The sequence below is a fragment of the Streptomyces sp. T028 genome (genome assembly GCF_048159505.1).
In the GTDB taxonomy this organism is placed as follows: domain Bacteria; phylum Actinomycetota; class Actinomycetes; order Streptomycetales; family Streptomycetaceae; genus Streptomyces.
In genome coordinates this window covers 74761-92612 of the sequence record NZ_JBLRVZ010000013.1, presented here as the reverse complement: position 1 = coordinate 92612, position 17852 = coordinate 74761, and the positions used below count along the sequence as shown (strand labels likewise).

At 70.4% G+C, this 17852-nt stretch carries 17 protein-coding genes; 2 read left to right on the top strand and 15 right to left on the bottom strand.

The genetic code is table 11. The features are described 5' to 3' along the window. Positions 1-159: 159 nt before the first annotated feature. Genes ACLZN2_RS14735 through ACLZN2_RS14720 form a run of 4 tightly spaced genes read right to left on the bottom strand, consistent with a single transcriptional unit; the run spans position 160 to position 4346 of the window. On the bottom strand, positions 160-675 hold the full coding sequence (locus tag ACLZN2_RS14735) for a cupin domain-containing protein (protein ID WP_416978895.1): 516 nt from the start codon (positions 673-675) through the stop codon (positions 160-162). A gap of 23 nt (positions 676-698) precedes the next feature. Beyond that, positions 699-2162 carry an aldehyde dehydrogenase family protein gene (locus ACLZN2_RS14730; RefSeq protein WP_416978894.1) on the bottom strand — a complete coding sequence of 488 codons (1464 nt, stop codon included), beginning with the start codon at positions 2160-2162 and terminating at the stop codon, positions 699-701. Continuing rightward, complete coding sequence (locus ACLZN2_RS14725; protein ID WP_416978893.1) at positions 2159-3142, bottom strand: dihydrodipicolinate synthase family protein; 984 nt, start codon at positions 3140-3142, stop codon at positions 2159-2161. The genes ACLZN2_RS14730 and ACLZN2_RS14725 overlap by 4 nt, the downstream gene beginning before the upstream one ends. 19 nt (positions 3143-3161) lie before the next feature. Then, complete coding sequence (locus ACLZN2_RS14720; protein WP_416978892.1) at positions 3162-4346, bottom strand: FAD-dependent monooxygenase; 1185 nt, start codon at positions 4344-4346, stop codon at positions 3162-3164. 274 nt (positions 4347-4620) lie between these two features. Here ACLZN2_RS14720 and ACLZN2_RS14715 point away from each other — a divergent pair, with 274 nt between their 5' ends. Beyond that, positions 4621-6369 (top strand): FAD-dependent monooxygenase, encoded by a 1749-nt coding sequence (locus ACLZN2_RS14715; RefSeq protein ID WP_416978891.1) that lies wholly within the window; start codon positions 4621-4623, stop codon positions 6367-6369. A 221-nt stretch (positions 6370-6590) separates the two neighbouring features. Here ACLZN2_RS14715 and ACLZN2_RS14710 read toward each other — a convergent pair whose 3' ends face one another. The 4 genes from ACLZN2_RS14710 to ACLZN2_RS14695 form a co-directional block, all read right to left on the bottom strand. After that, positions 6591-7391 (bottom strand): IclR family transcriptional regulator domain-containing protein, encoded by an 801-nt coding sequence (locus ACLZN2_RS14710; protein WP_416978890.1) that lies wholly within the window; start codon positions 7389-7391, stop codon positions 6591-6593. Between the two features lie 138 nt (positions 7392-7529). Then, positions 7530-8537 (bottom strand): ABC transporter substrate-binding protein, encoded by a 1008-nt coding sequence (locus ACLZN2_RS14705; protein ID WP_416978889.1) that lies wholly within the window; start codon positions 8535-8537, stop codon positions 7530-7532. A 93-nt stretch (positions 8538-8630) separates the two neighbouring features. Beyond that, positions 8631-9851, bottom strand: coding sequence for an NAD(P)/FAD-dependent oxidoreductase (locus ACLZN2_RS14700; protein WP_416978888.1), 1221 nt, complete (start codon positions 9849-9851; stop codon positions 8631-8633). A gap of 52 nt (positions 9852-9903) precedes the next feature. Beyond that, on the bottom strand, positions 9904-10833 hold the full coding sequence (locus ACLZN2_RS14695) for a hypothetical protein (RefSeq protein WP_416978887.1): 930 nt from the start codon (positions 10831-10833) through the stop codon (positions 9904-9906). 199 nt (positions 10834-11032) lie between these two features. On the opposite strand from ACLZN2_RS14695, the gene ACLZN2_RS14690 reads away from it, so the two are divergent. Further along, positions 11033-11812: an IclR family transcriptional regulator gene (locus ACLZN2_RS14690; protein WP_416978886.1), complete on the top strand. Its 780-nt coding sequence runs from the start codon at positions 11033-11035 to the stop codon at positions 11810-11812. Between the two features lie 69 nt (positions 11813-11881). Here the strand turns inward: ACLZN2_RS14690 and ACLZN2_RS14685 are convergent, their stop codons facing one another. From ACLZN2_RS14685 to ACLZN2_RS14655, 7 genes are all read right to left on the bottom strand, one after another. Next, a complete protein-coding gene (locus ACLZN2_RS14685; protein WP_416978885.1) occupies positions 11882-12985 on the bottom strand; it encodes a VOC family protein in 1104 nt (367 codons plus the stop codon). 129 nt (positions 12986-13114) lie between these two features. Next, positions 13115-13870 (bottom strand): putative quinol monooxygenase, encoded by a 756-nt coding sequence (locus ACLZN2_RS14680; RefSeq protein ID WP_416978884.1) that lies wholly within the window; start codon positions 13868-13870, stop codon positions 13115-13117. Positions 13871-13895: 25 nt separating this feature from the next. Beyond that, positions 13896-14093, bottom strand: coding sequence for a ferredoxin (locus ACLZN2_RS14675; protein ID WP_383708472.1), 198 nt, complete (start codon positions 14091-14093; stop codon positions 13896-13898). A gap of 16 nt (positions 14094-14109) precedes the next feature. Then, positions 14110-14682, bottom strand: a complete 573-nt coding sequence (locus ACLZN2_RS14670; protein ID WP_416978883.1) for an aromatic-ring-hydroxylating dioxygenase subunit beta — start codon at positions 14680-14682, stop codon at positions 14110-14112. Between the two features lies 1 nt (position 14683). Then, positions 14684-16006 carry an aromatic ring-hydroxylating oxygenase subunit alpha gene (locus tag ACLZN2_RS14665; protein ID WP_403834087.1) on the bottom strand — a complete coding sequence of 441 codons (1323 nt, stop codon included), beginning with the start codon at positions 16004-16006 and terminating at the stop codon, positions 14684-14686. Positions 16007-16226: 220 nt separating this feature from the next. Next, on the bottom strand, positions 16227-17129 hold the full coding sequence (locus tag ACLZN2_RS14660) for an alpha/beta fold hydrolase (RefSeq protein WP_416978882.1): 903 nt from the start codon (positions 17127-17129) through the stop codon (positions 16227-16229). 106 nt (positions 17130-17235) lie between these two features. Further along, positions 17236-17799, bottom strand: coding sequence for a cysteine hydrolase family protein (locus tag ACLZN2_RS14655; RefSeq protein WP_416978881.1), 564 nt, complete (start codon positions 17797-17799; stop codon positions 17236-17238). Between the last annotated feature and the right edge of the window lie 53 nt (positions 17800-17852).

Genomic DNA, 17852 nt, shown 5'->3' with positions numbered 1-17852 from the left:
TCAGATTAATCACGGATGACTTGTGGCGTCAAGACACCGTTCGGGCTTCCAGTGGCGGGCCTCGCGGCACCATCGGCACAGGGGGCCAGTGGGGGGTGATGCGACCGCGGCGGAGCGCTGTGGACGCACCCCGCCGGTCGCAGGATCCGGAGCGGTGCGTCAAGACCCCTGCTGATCCGTGTTGCCGCGCTGGCGCTCCACCAGCTCCGCCCAGGTGATGAAACCCTCCGAGGCCCGGTAGTTCAGCCCCAGGGCGTCCAGCAGCCGGGAGTTCTCCACCAGCAGCATCCGGACCGGATGCTCGTCGCTGCCGTTGTAGTGGCGGTGCCACTCCATCGGCGGGACACAGACGAAGTCGCCCGCCTCCCACTCCCAGCGCTGGTCACCGATCTCGCTGTACCCGCTGCCGGACAGGATGCAGTGCACCGCCTCGTGATGGTGCTGCTGCATGTCCGAGGCCATGCCTGGGGGCAGCTCCTGCATGAACAGCTCGAAGGAGCGGATGGGGGTGCCCAGCACCGGTGCGAGATGCGAGGGGTTGTGGCCGGGTGGGGTGTACCACTTCAGGTCGGCCCCCCGGATGACCATCCGCGCCTGCTTGTTGCCGCGGGGCAGCGGCTCACGCTGCTCGGCGATGCCCCGACGGAACTCGGCGAGCTCGTCGTCTGTCGTCACGTCCTCGTCTCCTGTTTCTCGGCTCAGGAACCGCTCGGCTTGATCCAGCGGATCGCATGGTCTTCTACGTACTCCTGCAGCCCGAGGGCCGTACGCTCACGGCCGATGCCGCTCTGCTTGACGCCTCCGAAGGGCATCGCGAACGACAACGACCACAGGTTGTGGCTGTTGACGAAGGTGCATCCCGCCTCCAGCCGCAGTGCCACCTCGCTGGCGCGGTCGACATCCGTCGCCCACACCGAGGACGCGAGCCCGAACTCGCTGTCGTTGGCCAGCGCCACCGCCTCGTCCACGGTGTCGTACGGGAGCACCGGGAGCACCGGCCCGAACTGCTCGGTGGCGACCAGTTCGGAGTCTTGGCCGATGCCGGTCACCAGGGTCGGCAGGAGGTAGGCGCCACCGCTCGTGGCCGCCTCGTCGGTGAGCGACCCCAGCTCGGCCACGCTCGCCCCGCTCGCGCGGGTACGGTCGACCAGGTCCCGCAGCCGGCCGGCCTGGGCCTGGTTGATGACGGGGCCGAAGGACACCTCGTCGGTGAGGCCGTGACCGACGGTGAAGCCGGCCAGGTGCGCGCGCAGCGCCTCGACGAGCTCGTCGTACCGTGAGCGCGCGACGTAGACCCTTTTCACGGCGAAGCAGATCTGACCGGCGCGGGCGAACGCGCCCGAGGCCAGCGGCCTGACCACGGAATCGACGTCGATGTCGTCGAGTAGCACCGCCGGGTCGTTGCCGCCCAGCTCCAGGCTGATCCGCTTCAGGGTGCCCGCAGCACCCGCCATGACCTGCCGGCCGACCTGGGTGCTGCCCGTGAAGGAGATCTTCCGGACATCCGGGTGGGCGGTCAGTGCCGGGCCGGCGTCGCCGGTGCTGTTGACCACGTTGAGGACGCCGTCGGGCAGGGCCCGGGCCAGCAGAGCCAGCGCCCGGGTCAGCGCCACCGGGGCCTCCGGGGACGGTTTGACCACCACCGTGCTGCCGGTGACCAGGGCCGGAGCGATCTTGCTTGCGGCCAGCACCATCGGGGAGTTCCACGGCACCACGATGCCCACGACGCCGACCGGCTTCTTGTGGATCGTCACCCGGTCGGTCCAACTGTCGAGCACGACGGGTTCAAGGTGGGCCGGGGCGAGATCGAGCATGCTGTGGGACAGGGCGATGCTGCGGTCGATGTCGAGCCGGGCCTCCCGTCGCAGGGCGCCGTTCTCGCGGGCCAGGGTCTCGGCCAGATCCTCAACGGCGGCGGACACCGCGTCCAGGCCGGCCTTGATCCGGGTTATCCGCTCGGAGACGTCGGTGCCGGCCCAACCGGGACCCGCGGCCCGTGCCGCGGCCACGGCACGGTCCACCTCCGCCGCACCGGCGTCGGCGACGACGGCGACCACGTCGTCGGGGCGGCCGGGATCGCGCACCTCGAAGCTGCCGCGCCCTGCCTCGTAGGATCCGCCGACGAGGTGGAACAGCGTCCTCTCGTTCGCTGTGGCCGTCATCGCGCCGCGGTGGGGACGGCGGCGTACTTGCGGTGCAGCGCGGCCAGCCTCCGGCCGGACTCACGGGCCCCTTCGGCGTACGTGTCAGGGCACTCCACGTACGGCGGCCGGCTCGGACCGGCTCGCAGGTAGCCGGCCTCGTCGATCCGGATCTTCTCCAACTGCACGTTGTACTTGGAGAACAGTTCGAAGCTGCCCTGGGGGAAGAAGGTCTGCGCGGCGTGCCGGTAGCCGCGGGCGATGGCCTCGGCGTCCTGCGCGCGGCCCTCGCGAATCGCGTCTCGCAAGGCGACCGCCGGGGCGGGACCGCAGGAGGCGCTGCCGCTCCAGCATGCGGTCATCGCGTCCGGCGCCCAGCGCCAGGTGTAGTACCAGTCCCGCTCGATGGGGAGCAGTCGCATCCGGCCCGCCATGGCGTCGAGGTCCGCGAGGAAGGACGGGCCGAGGACGGGGTACTTCGCGGCGATCACCTGCGGGATGGCGGCGAGCTGGGCGTAGGCCTTGGGAGAGATCTTGCCGCCGAAGGAGACCGGGTTGTCGTAGACGACGATGCCGAGGTCGGGGACGGCGGCCGCCACGTCACGGTAGAACCCGACCACCGCGGAGTCGTCGCAGGGCGACCACATCGGTCGGCCCAGCAGCAGGCCCGAGACACCGATGTCGGCGAGGACCCCGGCCCGCGCGATGGTGTCGCGGGTGTTCAGCGTGGTCGCGCCGGCGAACACCGGCACCCGGCCGGCCGCCTGCTCCACCACCGTGGTCGCGAAGGCCCGGTGTTCGTCCCAGGTGAGCGTGGCGCACTCACCGAAGGTGCCGGTGATCATCACGGCGTCGACACCGTCGGCGATCAGGGCGTCGACGGCCCGGCGTGACTCCGCGTGATCGACGGTGTCGAGCACGGAGGGATCCGACGCGTCCGGGGTCGCCGGGGTCGGCATGATCGCCAGGACCCCCGTGATGTCGTCGAGCTGGATACGCATGCTGTGCCTCCTTCGTGGGTCAGCCGGCCTGGATCTGAGAGGACGTATCGCCGAGAGCTTCCAGCTCGACGTCGTGGTCGTACAGCCAGAGTCGCAGGTCGACGGTGTTGGTGATCTGGCTGTCCCGCTCCGTGAGGTCGTCGAAGTGGGAGTCGTAGCGCAGACCGTTGAGCCGCGCCTCGCGCTGCACCCGGCTGGTGCGCGGGCGACGCTGGGCCTCGTAGGCCGGCAGGGCGGAGCGGGCGTCGGCGGCGGTCGCGAGGTGGGCGGCAAGGGCGAAGCCGTCCTCGATCGCCTGGTTGGCGCCCTGACCGAGGTGGGGGAGCATCGGGTGCGCCGCGTCGCCGAGCAGGGTGAGCCGGCCCGAGGTCCAGCGATCCAGGGGCATCCGGTCGTAGAGCCCCCACCAGTAGGTGGTCTCGACCGCGTCGAGCAGGGTGGTGACGGGTTCGTCCCAGCCCGCGAAGGCGGCCCGCAGCTCGTCGGCGTCCCCCGGCGCGGACCAGGACTCCGCGGCCTGCTCGTGGGAGGGCACGAAGGCGATGTAGGTGATCAGCTCGCCGCGGCGCAGCGGATAGGTCAGGAAGTGCTTCCGTTCTCCCATCCACAGCTGCGAGACTCCCGGCCGCCATGACGGGACCGCCTTGGCGGGGACCAGACCGCGGTAGGCGACCGAGCCGGAGTCGATCGCCTGGACGGGGGGCGCGACGTGGTGCCGCAGCGTGGAGTTGATGCCGTCGGCGGCGACGACGACATCGGCACGGATCTCCTCGCCGTTCGCGAAGACCACCGTGCCGCCGTCTGCGTCCTGGTGGAAGTCGACGGCCTGGTGGCCGGTGTGCACCCGCTCTGCGGGGAGAGCGTCGGCCAGCACCCCGAGCAGATCGGCGCGGTGCATGCCGTACATGCCGTTCCAGCCGTTGGAGTCGGTGGTGAGGATCCGGGAGACCGGTTGACCGTCGTGCCGGTAGTAGGTGGATCCCTCTCCGACGGGCCCGCCCACCCGGGCCAGCTCTTCGGCGAGGCCGATGCGCTCCAGTAGCCGGAGGCTGTTGGGGGTGACCAGGACACCTGCGCCCACCTCGCCCAGCTCGGGTGCCTGCTCGTACACGTGGACATCGACGCCACGGTGCAGAAGGGCCCCGGCCGCGGCCAGTCCTCCGATCCCCCCTCCGACCACCGCCACGCGGATCTGATCGACCACAACACACCTCGTTTCGCTATACGAAATATGTTCGCTAAGCTATCTTCGGAGTCATGGCCTGTCAAACAGTTCGAGCATCCTTGTCACTTAACCGGCGGGGCCCGCGGTCGTGGCCCCGCCCGTGTGAGACTTCGGGCGAAGCGTCGCCGCCGACGCTGCGGGGGCGGGGGCGACGGCTCACCCCGCGCGGGCGGCACCGGGCTGCCCGGCCCACTGGAAACCGGTTCGCGTGCACCGCGGCATGCGGGCCCGTGCGCACCTCGGCGGTGGAGTCATGAGGGGCCGGCGGAACGCGTCCTCGACGGCGAGCCCCGCGCAGGCCGACCGTCCCGGCGCGAGCGCCGCGACGACCTCCGCCGGTCTGGACGCGCCCTATGTCATCGTCGGTGGCGGCCCGGTCGGCATGAGTCTGGCTCTCGACCTCGGCTGGCGCGGCATCCCCGTGATCCTGCTCGAACAGAACACCCACACCACGGTCAACCCGCGCTGCAACACCACCAACGCCCGCTCGATGGAGTACTTCCGGCGCTGGGGACTGGCCGACCGGATCCGGCGTGCCGGGCTGCCCGGCGACCAGGCCACCGACGCCGTCTACACCACGAGCATCACCGGGTACGAGCTGACCCGCTTCCGGCTGTCCTCCTCCGACGAGGTGTTCGCGGGCACCGCGCCCGAGGCGGCCGAGTGGCCGACGCCCGAACTCCAGCACCGGATCTCCCAGATCTACCTGGAGCCGATCCTCGAACAGGAACTGCGACGCTACGCGAGCGTCACCGTCCGACGGGGTGTCCGGGTCGAGGGGCTCACACAGGACGAGGACTCGGTCACGGTGCACGGGACCGAGGTGGCCACCGGGCGGCCCGTGAGCTACCGCGCCGGGTATGTGATCGGCTGCGACGGCGGGGCCAGCGAGGTGCGCCGGGCGGCGGGCGCCAGGTTCGTGGGTGACCCGAGGGTGGGCGACCGACGGATGTCCATCCACTTCCGCAGCGAGAAGCTCGAGATCCCGGGTCCGCGGCCGGGGTGGTGGTACTGGTGGCACGGCGAGCACCACCACGGTGCGTTCATGCAGCTCGATGGGCATTCCCAGTACCTCTGCCACGCCCGGGTCCGGGAGGGTCAGGACCTCGCAACCGCCGATCCGCACCTCGCCCTGCGCGAGGCCGTCGGCCGAGACTTCCCCTACGAGATCATCGACGTGGTGCGCTGGACGCCGCGCCGGATGGTCGCGGACACCTTCCGCCAGGGCCGGGTGCTGCTCGCCGGCGACGCCGCCCACATCTGGGTCAACCTGGGGGGCTTCGGGATGAACGCCGGGATCAGTGACGCCGTGGCCCTGAGCTGGCGGCTCGCCGCGATCCACGCCGGGTGGGGGACCCCGGACCTGCTCGACGACTACGCCCTGGAGCGGCGGTCGGTCGGAGAGTCGACCTCACGTGCCGCGGCCTCGATCGGCAGCTACCTCGAAGACGCCCTTGCCGATCCGCTGCTCCACGAGGACACCGCCGAGGGGTCGGCCCTGCGCACCAAGGTCGGCGCACGGCTGCACGAGGTCGACCGTGCCCAGTGGCACAGCCTCGGCATACAGCTCGGCACTCGGTACGTCGGCTCGCCGGGGCTAGCGGCAGGCGCTGACGCGGAGCCGCCGGAAGAGGGGGGAGGTATGGGCAGCTACGTGCCCAGCGTGCTGCCGGGAGTCAGGCTGCCTCACTTCTGGCTCACCGAGGGTGAGGCGGTGTTCGACCGGCTGGGCCAGGGCATGACCCTGTTGCGGGTCGGCTCCGAGGCCCCCGAGCCGGCCGAGCTGGTCGAGGCCGCAAGGGACGCCGGGATCCCCCTCACAGTCCTCGACCTACCCGACGAGGCCGGGACCGTGTACGACCCGCGGCTGGTGCTGGTGCGTCCGGACATGCATGTCGCGTGGGCGGGCGACGAGGCGCCCGAGGACGGCCGACGCATGCTGCGTCTGCTGTGCGGCTTCGACCGCACGCCTTCCGCGATGGCGGGCCAGGGGGTTTCCTAGGACGCCCGCTCAGGGACCTTCATGTGCCCGCGACGCCGCGGCATACATCCCGTCTGGGCTGTATGCCGCGGCGTCGCGGCTTGTCGGTGAAGACCTGCGGGGGCGGTTCTGGCTGACGGCGGGTGCCGTCGGGGCGTCAGCCCGCGTTGCCTGGCCTCATGGCGAGCGTCGGCCGGTCGGGGACGGTCCGCGGGGGCGGTCCTGATTCCGCGCGGGCACCCTCAGAGCATCCGCCCAAGGCGCTTGGCCTCCCGGTCGAGGACCGGCCAGTACTCCTTGCGCATCTTTGCGATGCTCACCTGTGCGGCGAAGGCACTCACGCTCATGGCCCCGTGCAGGACGCCGGCGATGTCCCGCACGGGGACCGCCATGGTGCGCACGCCGAGGTCGAGTTCCTCGTCGGTGTAGGCGACGCCCTCGCGGCGCGCCTCTTCGACTCGGGCGAGCAACTCGACCGGGTCCACCACGGTGCGGGGGGTCTTGCGTTCGACGGGGGCCGTTGCGATGAGTTCCTCGACCTGCTCGTTCGGCCATCCGCTCAGCAGGATCCGGCCGGTGGCCGAGCCCAGCAGGGGGAGCGTGGCTCCGAGCCGCACCCCCGCCGAGACAATACGAGTGGCCTCGGCGCGTGCGACGAACAGTGACTGACCGCCCTCGAGCACCGCCAGCGAGGCCGACTGGCCGAGTTCGTCGCGGACAGCCACCAGACGCGGCTGGGCGAGGGAGGGCAGCACGGCGGTGGCGGTCCAGGCGGCGGTCAGCCGCATCACCCGTGGTGTGGGGGTGTAGTACTTGCCGTCGTGGCTGAGGTACCCCAGCTCCATGAGGGTCAGCAGGCAGCGTCGCGCGGCCGCAGGGGTCGTTCCCGAGGCCTGCGATGCCTCCGTGACCGTGAGCCGGGGCCGCAGCGGCGAGAAGGCCTCCAGGATGGCCAGCCCCTTGGCCAGGCCGCCCATGACCTCCTGGCGCGCCGGGCTGCCGGACGCTGCCGGAGGGCTCTTCTGCTCACCACGGTTCAGCACAATTATTCGTTATACGAACATCGGAGGGCTGTGTCAAACTCGCCTCCGCTCGGGGCGGTCGAGGGCGACGAGTCTTCCGGCGGCGCTCACGATGCCGCCCACGTTCACGACGACGTTGCCGCGAATCCGGAAGGTGACTCAGATGAGGGCGTTCACCGCCGGGGCGGCGGTGTTCTTGATCCCTCCGTAGAGGGAGTCGATGAAGTCGGTGTCGTCGATGTCCCGCAGGTAGCCGGTGTCCCAGATCTCGAGCGGCCCGATGTGGTTGGACCGCTCGTCCTTGAGGGTGTCGAGCTGGTAGACGTTCCAGATGGCCAGGGGGTGCGGGTAGGGCTTGGGGCTGAGTGCCTGCGACCAGAAGCGCTGGAGGTGGGCGATGTCCTCGGGGTCCTCGATCCCGATCTGGGGGGCGAGGTGCTCCTGCAGGATGTCGCAGACGTCCTGCGGGCGGGTCTTGAAGAAGTGCACGGTCTCGATCATCGAGCGCAGGAACGAGCGGGTGAGGTCCTCGTTCTGCTTCACCCACTCGCGGTTGGCGCAGATGGTGGTGTTGTGGATCACCGGCATCTGCGGAAGGCCGAGCACCTGCAGGCCGCGCTGGGTGCCGTAGCGGTCGAAGGGGATGTCCACGTCGGCGGCGTCGGCCTCACCGTCGAGGACGGCCTGGACCGCGCGCAGCGCCACTCCGGTGCCCTGCTCCTTCCAGACGTCGAACTCCACCGCGTCCACGTCGACGCCGGCGTGGGTCAGCGCCCGCCGGAAGTTGCCGTAGACGCAGGGGGCGGAGGTGCTGACGATGACCCGCTTGCCCTCGAGCCCCTTCAGGCCGTCGACCGCAGGCGAGGCGACCAGGACGTCGTCCCAGTCGTTCTGCGCCTGGGCGAGGTAGACAAAGCGCTTGTCGCCCCGGGCCCGGTAGGCGTAGGTGTCGTGGTGCAGGCCGCTCATGAAGTCGTACTCGCCGGCGAGGACCTTCGGCCCGCGCTCACCCATCTCCACCCGGGGCTGGCCGGGAACGTCGGCGTTCGCGACGTGGGTGACCAGGTCGAAGCCGTGCTTCTGGGTCACGCCGCTCTCACGCCAGACATGGCCGATCGCCATGTGTGAGATGTCGCTGCAGAGCATCCGGACGGTGGTGTTGGCCACGGGGGCCCTCCTTGGTCTTTCGCTGTACGAAGGATTCACATGCGTTGCCCGCCCCGTGCGCCGTCTGACAACCGGCACGCGGGGAGGTGGGGGTCACGATCGCGCGAGGGCGCGCAGGTCGGTGCCGGGGTCGGCGAGCTGGGCGACCGGGAACGAGGCCGACCGCGCGATCAACCGTCTCGCGGCCACCACGTCCCGGACGGTGTCGAGACCGGCGGCGGCGACGACCCCGCCGTCCCGCAGCCAGAACGCCATGAACTTGCTGGGTGTGGCGTCCTTGCGCAGCACCTGTGTGTCGCCGGGGCGCGGCCGGCCCACCATCTGCAGTTGCAGGCCGTACTGCTCGGACCAGAAGTACGGGACCGTGTCGTGGTCGTGGAGCTCGCCCAGCATGGCCTGCGCGGCGACGACGCCCTGCTGCTGGGCGTTGTCCCAGTGCTCGATCCGCCCCGCCGCCGCCAGATGCGGGTGCGGCTGGACGGTGACGTCGCCGGCGGCGAAGATCCAGGGATCGGAGGTGCGCCCGTGCAGGTCGACGACGATGCCGCCGTCGCAGCGCACGCCCGCCTCGGCGGCGAGCCGGTCGTTCGGTACGACCCCCACCCCGACCACCACCGTGGTCGCGGGGATCCGCTCACCGGAAGCGAGGACCACCGCCTCGACCGCGCCGTTCCCGTCCAGCGCCGTGACCCTGGCGTCCGTCAGCACGCGGACGCCTCGTTCGCGGTGGAACGCGGTGACGAGGTCGGCGAGCTCCCGGCCGAGCGCGGCCAGCATCGGCGCCGGCGCGGCCTCCAGCACGGTCACCTCACAGCCAGCGGTCCGGGCCACCGCGGCGACCTCCATGCCGATGAAGCCACCGCCGAGGACGACGACCGGGCCGCCATCCCGGATCGCCTTGCCGAGCCGCAGCGCGTCGTCGGGGTCGCGCAGACTCAGTACGCCGTCCAGGCCGATACCCTGCAGATCCGGGCGGCGGGCCGCGACCCCTGTGGCGAGCAGCACCTTGTCGGCGTGCAGCGACGTGCCGTCGGCCAGATGCACCGTGCGGGTGGCCGGGTCGAGACGTTCGGCCCGGGTACCGAGGCGCAGGTCGATGCGCCGGTCGGCGTACGACTCGGGGTCGGCGATGGGACGAAGCGCGTCCGGGGTGTCCCCGAGCACCTTCGACAGCTGCGGCCGGCGGTACGGGGCCTCCGTCCCGGCCTCAAGGAGGACCACGGAGCCCTCGAACCCGTGCTGGCGCAGGGCGAACGCTGCCGAGACGCCCGCGGCGCAGCCCCCGACGACGACGTACTGCTCGGTGCCACTCATGCTTCCTCCGGAAGGCGACGTACGGGCCTGGACCGCTGAACGGGGAATGTGCTCACTCGCCCTCGGGCTCCCAGTACGCGAGGCCCAGGCCGGTCACCGCGTGGTGCAGCGGGATGTAGTCCACGACCGTGCCCGCGCGCCCGGCGAACGCCCCCGCGACGGTGATCCAGGCGCGGATCTCACCGCTGCCGCCGCGCAGGGTGTCCGAGTCGAAGGCGAACAGCTGGGCGAGTTCCTCGCCCCGGCCCTCCGAGATCCGGCTGAGCACCCACCGGTCCAGCCGCTCGTCGATCCAGCCGGCCCGCGGGCCCATCGGGTCGTGGGTCAGCCCGCCCGACGCGACGAGCACGACGCGCTTGTCGCTGGCCTCGGCGATCTCGCGGAGCGCCTCGCCGAGCTCCCAGCAGCGGCGCCCGGTGGGCAGCGGGTCGTGGTAGCCGTTGAGGAAGACCGGGACCAGCGGGATGTCGGCCTCGGCGATCCCCAGGCGATGGGCCGGCCGGGTGAACGCATGCCCCAGGCCCTCGGGGCGGCTCAGGGGGCGCAGCTCGGTCATCACCGCCGGGTCGAAGCCGCGGTCGATCAGCCCGGTGGCGAGTTCGAGTCCGAAGTCGGCGTCACAGGTGAGCGTGAGGTCGTGGTTGATGCCGGGCTTGTCCTGGAAGCGGCGCAGGGTCACTCCGCTGACCTTGGGCCCGGCGTACACGGCCAGGGTGGGGTTGAACGCCTTGCCGAAGACCTCGCTCTGGTCGTCCCCGACGATCACCACCACGTCCGGCTCGGCTTTGGCGATCTTGGCGCTCAGGGTGTCCAGGCCCGCGTCGATCCGCTCCTTGGAGACGACGTTGGCCTCCGGCGTCTCGTCGGCGAGAGCTTTCGGCTGGGGTACGTCGCCGACCAGTGACTTGTGAAGGTCGGGCCACTCCTCGACCGGGACGAACATCGTCGGTGAGTGGGAGAGGGCGATTCCCAGGGCAAGCATGGTGTACCTCCAGGGGGGTCGTGGCCGGGCGGGACGGTGTCGCACCCGGCTCCACGACCGTAGGAATCCGGCACCGGTCACCGCCAGCGTTCCGGGTCGGCCAATGGAACGATGCGCCTCTGACCTCGACCGTCACACAGCCGTCATCGCGACGTCCCACAGCCTTGACATGCGCGGATGACGCGCCCACGATCCGGATATGAGGATCACCGACGACAGGGTCGGCACCACGGTGCTCGGCCGGGCCTTCATGCTCCTGGACGTGCTGCGTGAGGAGGCTCCGGGCCTCGGTCTCGCCGAGCTGGCCAGACGCGCCCGGCTGCCCAAGGCGACCGCGTTCCGGCTGGCCACGCAGCTCGTCGAGCTGAAGATCCTGGAGCGCAACGGACTGGAGTACCGGCTCGGCCAGAAGCTCTTCGAGCTCGGCGCCGGCACCCGCAGCCAGGCTCTGCGCGCGGTGGCCACGCCCTACCTGGAGGACCTCTACGAGGCCGTGCACGAGACCGTCCACCTCGCGGTCCTCAACGGCACGGAGGTGTTGTACCTGGACAAGATCTCCGGACGGCGCCGGCCCTCCTCCACCACCGAGGTCGGCGACCGCAAACCCCTGCACTGCACGGCCCTGGGCAAGGCCATGCTCGCGTTCTCGGGCACGGAACTGCTCGCCACGGTGGTCGAGCAGGGGCTGGAGCGCCGCACCCGCCACACCATCGCGGTTCCGGGCCTGCTGCACCAGCAACTGGCCCGGATACGCGAGAGCGGGGTCGCCTACGACCGCGAGGAGTACGCCCTCGGCGTCACCTGTGTCGCCAGCCCCCTGCTGGACCGCAGCGGACGAGGACGCGGCGCCATCTCGGTCACCGGCCCGACCAGCCGCTTCCATCCCGAACGGGTCGCCGCGGCCGTGCGTACGACGGCCCTCGGCATCAACCGCCAGTGGGTCGGGTCGACAGGAAACCAGGACAGCGGCGGTCAGTGACGGGTACAACGCCGAAAGGTGTGGGACAGCTCCCCTCCAGACCCGTCCCACACCCGTTGCGGGCCCGTTCTACGCCGAGAAGTCGATGACGTAGTCGGGCTTCATCAGCTCGCGGTCGAGGGGCCCCTTCATCAGCACGCTCTCCAGCACGAAGCCGCCCAGGTCCGCCGTGGTGTCGAGATAGGCGAACTCGACGCCGCCCCCGTAGAGCACCGCGCCCATGGCCAGCGGGACACCGGCGTCGACCAGCCACTGCTGGTCCTCGTGCCAAACCTTCTCGTCGTCGGTCATGTGCAGCATCAGATGGTGCACCCCGGAGCCGAAGCGGTCGCCGAACTCCCGGTTGTAGTGGCTCGGACCGAGCGTCGGCTGGATGATCTCGAACCCGAAGTCGGCGATCTGGGCGCGCGCCGTGAAGTACTCGTGGTCGACCGACTCGCCCCGGTAGTGGGGCTGCTCCAGCCGGTCCTTCTCGGTGCGCCAGTCGCGCATCTTCCAGGTGGGAACACCGAGGAGCCGGTCGTAGTGGGGGAGGGCCGCCATCACGTCCTGGACCACGATGCCGAGGTGGTTGACCCCGCTGAGCCCCAGCGGCTCCCTGCCCTCGGGCCGGGTGTAGCCGCCCGAGTGGTCCCAGTGTTCGGTGACCTCCAACGCGCCGTCCCCGGCCAGCGGCACCCGGATCTCCACCAGGTAGCCGCCGAGCGTGGACCGGGTGTCGACGAAGTGCCGTTCGAGGCGGTCGTCGAGGGTGAGCGAGCCCGCCAGCGACAGCCCCTCCGCCTCCAGCCGGGCCCGCAGCCGGCCGAACTCCTCCCGGTCCCGCACGGCCAGGGTCAGGTGGCTCACGCCCTGTCCGCGGACGAAACGGAACTCCTGGAACGGGCTCTCTCCCGTGAGGGGCTGCACCAGCTCGAAGGTCACCGGGATGATCGGGTTGCCCATCAGCGAGGTGCCCTCGCCCGGCGGCACGGAGGTCCCGGTCGCCGTGCGGAACGTCGGCGTGACCTGCCGGCCGTGCGCCGTCGCCGAGGTCACGCGCTCCGGCCCGAAGTCGCGTACCTCCCACTCGTCGATGCCGAACAGTTCGGCGTAGCGCCTCGTGGCCGCCTTGAGATCACGGACGACCACGCCTATCGAGTAGAGGCGGTCGACCGGTATCAGTCCGGACATGGATCCTCCTTCAACGTACGGACGGGATCGCCGTGTGTACGGGATCCCGTCAAGGTGTCGTGGTGCGGGAGCCCGGTCCGGGCTCCCGTCCCCGCGTGATGTGCCGTCCCCGGTACGGGGTCGGCGGTGTCAGTCGGGCCAGGCGACCGTGTCGGACCAGGCCTCGGGATCGGCGGGAAGCCAGCGGTCGTAGAGGTGGACGAACGACTGCCGGCGGTAGAACTCCACCCCGTTGTCCCCCTGCCCGCGCTCGTGCTGGACGGGCCGTGCGCCGCCGCCTCCCGCTCCGCCGGCCTCACGCACCCGTGTCCGCAGCCGCCAGTGCGCGTCGTACCTGGCCTGGTCGTCCCAGAGCTCCAGGAGCAGTCCGTCCTGGTCGAACTCGACACCGGCGAACACCTCGAACTGCAGGCAGCCCGGTTCGCGGCGGGTCTCCAGCAGAGCGTCGACCCCGCCGGGCCACGGCTCCTCGGGGGTCGGGCGGGTGCTGGTCTGGATGACCACACGTACCGGCCCCCGGGCCGGCCACGCCACCCGCCAGGCCTCGTCGGCCCGGCCGGTCGGGAGCCAGTTGCCGGAGGCGCGGTCCGTGTAGCCGTGCCGGTAGAACTCGGACACCGAGCCGTCCCCGGCCACGCCTTCGGGCGGACCGGAGGACAGGCCGGGCGGCAGCGTGCCCTCGGTGAGCAGCTCGCCCCAGGCCCGGCCGAACGCAGCGTCGTCCTCCCAGAGTTCGACCAGCGCCAACCGCTCCGGATCGTCGAGCGAGCGGTAGACCTCCGCCTCCAGGCACCCCTTGCTGTCGCGCAGTCCGGCCGCGTGCGTCGACCATGCCGCCTGTGCGGCGGGTTCGACCACACGCTGGTGGACCACGCGCAGGCTCATGCCGGCCTCACGATCGCCGGCGACATCAGGAATTCTCCTTGAGGAGGATGGCGTCGGCCGGGCAGAGCCGCACGGCGTCCTTGACCGAGGGCAGCAACGACTCCGCGGGGGACTCCTGGAGCACCACGGCGATGCCGTCGTCGTTGACCTCGAACACCTCGGGGGAAGCGGCCTCGCACAGCCCGTGTCCCGCACACAGCCATTCGTCGACGGAGACCTTCATGTCCGTCACTCTCCCTTCAGAAGAAGATCGCCAGGTTGGACGACTCCAGCACCGGGGAGGCGTAGAAGATCTTCCGCTCCTCCAGCTTCCAGGGGTCCTCGCCGATGTTGATGGTGTCCTCGCGCCGGAACACCCAGCGGTCGGACTCGTTGGCGAACCGGCTGCGCTCGACGCTCGCGACCGACCGGACGACGGCCCGGCCGTCGACGACCGACACGATCTCGATGTTGCTGACGGAGTGCACCGTCCGCCCGGCGGGGTTGTCGGTCCACGACATCCGGTGGCGCGTCTTGGACACCCGCATCGCCAGGGCCTCGTAGTCCTCGTCGAGGAAGGAGACGCCCCGCTCCAGCGTGGCGAACTCGAGGTCCCGCTCGGTCGCCTTGCGGACGAACCGGGTCGGCATCCAGTAGCGGATGTCCGGCGACATCCACTCCAGCCACTCCTCGAACCGGGCGTCGTCCAGCAGCCACGCCTCGCGGTACAGGCAGGCGGTCACCCGCCGGTACAGCGCGGGGTCGTCCACGACGCCGTCGGGCGTCCCGACCGAGCCGGGGTCGAGGACCAGGTCACTCTTGCTCGTCGCCATGTCAGGGAGTCCTCATCATGTCGTGCCAGCGCTCCAGCAGCGCGCGCTGTCCGTAGTCGTTGAAGCCGCCGTCCATCCGGTCCGGGACGCCCGGCTCCGAGATCACCTTCTCCCGCCCGAAGCCCATCTGGTAGTTGAAGGGCAGCCGCGAGGCGACCACACCCCGGGTGGCGGCGGTGGCCTGCTCCCAGTTCTCGCCGTCGTCCTCCTCGAAGAAGCCGCCGGGACCGAAGTGGGAGTCGGTGTGCCGGCGCACCCAGTCCTTGACGTCCTGGGGGGCGGCCTTGTCGACCAGGGGGAGCAGCCACACCTCGGACCGGCCCGGCCCGCGCGGGTGGAAGATGTGGATGGTCTGGGCGCTGGAGTGGAATCCGGCGTTGGGGAAGATGTTGGCGTTGTAGCGCCGGATCGTCGTGCCGCGGAAGTCGCCGAGGTGCTGCCGGGTGAGCTCCCGGTTCTCGCGCAGGTACCGTGCCAGCGGTGTCTCGTCCGGCGGGACGGGGGCGCCGCCCTCGGGCTCGGGTCGGCGGTCGCTCCAGTTCACCCCGTGTCCGAAGGAGCTGGTCATGGTGCCGCCCGGGTCGAGCTCCTCGTCGGTGGTGTGCTTGGGGTCGTTCTTGCCGGTCGCGATCGCCCGGTGGCCGATGTCGACGGCCGAACGGTGGGTCGTACCGCCGTGGTAGAGGTCGCCACCGGAGTTCTCCGCGCCGAACTTCCAGTTCGTCTTGATGTTCCAGCGCAGGAAACCGCCGGCGACCTCGACGCCGCCGGGCCGCGGGTCGAGACTCATGTCGAGGAGCCAGGTGAAGTCACCCAGGTACTCCTCCAACGGCGGAAGGCTCGTGTCGAACGTGGCGAAGATCAGCCCCTTGTAGAGCGCCACCCTGGCCCGGTGCAGACCCCACTTCGACTTGTCGAGGTCGTTCTCGTAGACCTTCTCGAACTGCGGGGCGCCGACGAAGTTCCCGTCGATGTCGTACGTCCAGCCGTGGTACTGGCACATGAAGGCGCGGGTGGTGCCCAGCTCGGCACGGCAGACTTTGTTGCCGCGGTGACGGCAGGTGTTGAGCATGACACGGATCTCGCCCTCCCGGTTGCGGGTGACGATCACCGACTCCTCGCCCATGTAGGACTCGATGAAGTCCCCGGGGCGGGGAATCTGGGTGTCGTGGCCGACCACCAGCCACGACCGGGCGAAGATGAGCTCCTGCTCCATCCGGTAGATGTCGGGATCGCTGTAGATCCGGCGGTCGACCATGCCCTCGGCCAGCAGCTTGGCGGAGTGACCCACCAACTCCTGTGGCCCCGATGTCAGTGCGGTCATGGGTTCAGTGCTCCTCGCGTCGAAGCCCGGATACCGGGCAGGTCGGGAAGGGTACGGCTCGGGAGGGAGACGGACCGGGAAGCGGCGGATCCTCCGGATCCCCGACTCTCCGATCGTGCGACCCGGGCGCCCCCGACAAAAGCGAATCGGATCGGTGAATGGAAAGGCATCCTCCGAAGGAGGCCGGGCGCCGTTCGCCGGAAGGCGACCGACCGTGGCCTCAGTGCGGCAGGAAGTCCGCCAGGATGCGGTTGAACGTCTCCGGGTCCTCCCACTGCGGCCAGTGTCCGCAATCGTCCATCACCTGGAACTCGCACTCCGGCAGGTAGGCGGCGGCCCGCTCGGCCGTGGCCGCGGTGTTGGAGGGGTTGTGGGAGCTCCACAGCATCAGCGTGCGGTGCGTGACCTGCTTCAGCACGTCCGGGGTGAAGTCCAGACCGTCCTTGCGCTCGGGGTTCTTCCCGAGCATCTTCCCCGACTCCTTCATCGAAGCGACCGCGTCGGTGCGCTGGTACATGCGCCACCGGATGTCGACCAGTTCCTCGCTGAGGTCCCGGTCCGGCTTGTGGAAGAGCCACTCCATGCGCCGGCGCGTGTTCTCCCTCGTGGGGTCCTTCACGAACTGGTCGGTCAACCGGCGCAGTTCGTCGCGGCCGGCGTCGGTCCACTTCTGCGACTCCGGGTCCGTCTCGACCTTCAGCCGTGCCCCACAGATGGACACCAGGTTGTCGACCCGCTCGGGTCGGCGCAGCGCCAGCCACATCGCGATCCAGCCGCCCAGGGACTCCCCGCCGAAGTGCGCCTTCTCCACGCCGGCGGCGTCCATGAAGGCGGTCATGTGGGAGAGATACGCGTCCAGGTCGGCCGGTCCCTCCGGCTTGTCGGTGAGCCCGGAGCCGAGCAGGTCCACCGCCAGCACCCGGAAGTGCTCGGAGAGCGGTACGACGTTGCGCGCGAAGGCCTCCGCGTGGCCGCCGACCCCGTGGAGGAGGATCAGCGGCGGCCCGTCACCGGCCTCGACGCACCGGGTTCGGATGCCTCCCGCGTCGTACCACCGGACCTCCGAGCCGAGAAGGTCGGCCCACACCGTGCTCCTGGGGGTCGCTGGGGTTGCTGCGCTCACTGGCTGCTCCTCGTCGTCCGTGACGTTCACCAGAACGATGCGGCCAGGGGCAGCACAACGCCCAGCGATCCGGTTCGCTGAACGGATCGCCGGGCGGTGGCGGAGATCAGGAAGTGAACTCCTTCATGATCTCTTCGGCGCTGCTGACCTGGCCGAACCAGTCGGCGATCGCACGCAGCGCTCCGTCGTGCAGCTCCTGGGAGTCGGCGCTGCAGCAGTCCTCGACGACCAGGACCCGCAGGTCACGGTCGCTGGCCGCACGCGCCGTCGACTCCACGACCCGCTGCGTCGACATGCCGGTGAGAATGATCGTGTCGACATCCAGCGACCTGAGGATGAGGTCGAGGTCGGTTCCGTAGAACGAACTGCTACGACGACGAGTCAGCAGCACGTCCCCCTCTTTCGGAGCCAGCTCGTCGATGACGGCGCAGCCCGGCGTACCCTCCACCAGCAGTCCGTGTTCCTTGATCGGGGCCGCCAGTCGCGGGATCACGTCGACGTAGTCGGGCCGGTAGCCCACACAGGAGTAGATGACGGGCATGCCCTGTTCCCGTGCCCAGGCGATGAACTTCCCGATCTCGCCGACCACACGGTCGGCCTCCTCGGGCCGCTGGTGAAAGCGCGCGATGTCGTTCTGCATGTCACACACCATCACGACTGCGTTGCCCATGAATTCGCTCCTTGTCTCCTGGTGGTTCGACGTCGGGTCGCGGAGGGACGGGG

Coding starts and splice junctions, on each gene's coding strand:
- ACLZN2_RS14730 (WP_416978894.1), bottom strand. CDS start 2,162: ATGACGGCCACAGCGAACGAGAGGACGCTGTTCCACCTCGTCGGCGGA.
- ACLZN2_RS14725 (WP_416978893.1), bottom strand. CDS start 3,142: ATGCGTATCCAGCTCGACGACATCACGGGGGTCCTGGCGATCATGCCG.
- ACLZN2_RS14715 (WP_416978891.1), top strand. CDS start 4,621: ATGAGGGGCCGGCGGAACGCGTCCTCGACGGCGAGCCCCGCGCAGGCC.
- ACLZN2_RS14700 (WP_416978888.1), bottom strand. CDS start 9,851: ATGAGTGGCACCGAGCAGTACGTCGTCGTCGGGGGCTGCGCCGCGGGC.
- ACLZN2_RS14695 (WP_416978887.1), bottom strand. CDS start 10,833: ATGCTTGCCCTGGGAATCGCCCTCTCCCACTCACCGACGATGTTCGTC.
- ACLZN2_RS14690 (WP_416978886.1), top strand. CDS start 11,033: ATGAGGATCACCGACGACAGGGTCGGCACCACGGTGCTCGGCCGGGCC.
- ACLZN2_RS14685 (WP_416978885.1), bottom strand. CDS start 12,985: ATGTCCGGACTGATACCGGTCGACCGCCTCTACTCGATAGGCGTGGTC.
- ACLZN2_RS14680 (WP_416978884.1), bottom strand. CDS start 13,870: ATGAGCCTGCGCGTGGTCCACCAGCGTGTGGTCGAACCCGCCGCACAG.
- ACLZN2_RS14675 (WP_383708472.1), bottom strand. CDS start 14,093: ATGAAGGTCTCCGTCGACGAATGGCTGTGTGCGGGACACGGGCTGTGC.
- ACLZN2_RS14670 (WP_416978883.1), bottom strand. CDS start 14,682: ATGGCGACGAGCAAGAGTGACCTGGTCCTCGACCCCGGCTCGGTCGGG.
- ACLZN2_RS14665 (WP_403834087.1), bottom strand. CDS start 16,006: ATGACCGCACTGACATCGGGGCCACAGGAGTTGGTGGGTCACTCCGCC.
- ACLZN2_RS14655 (WP_416978881.1), bottom strand. CDS start 17,799: ATGGGCAACGCAGTCGTGATGGTGTGTGACATGCAGAACGACATCGCG.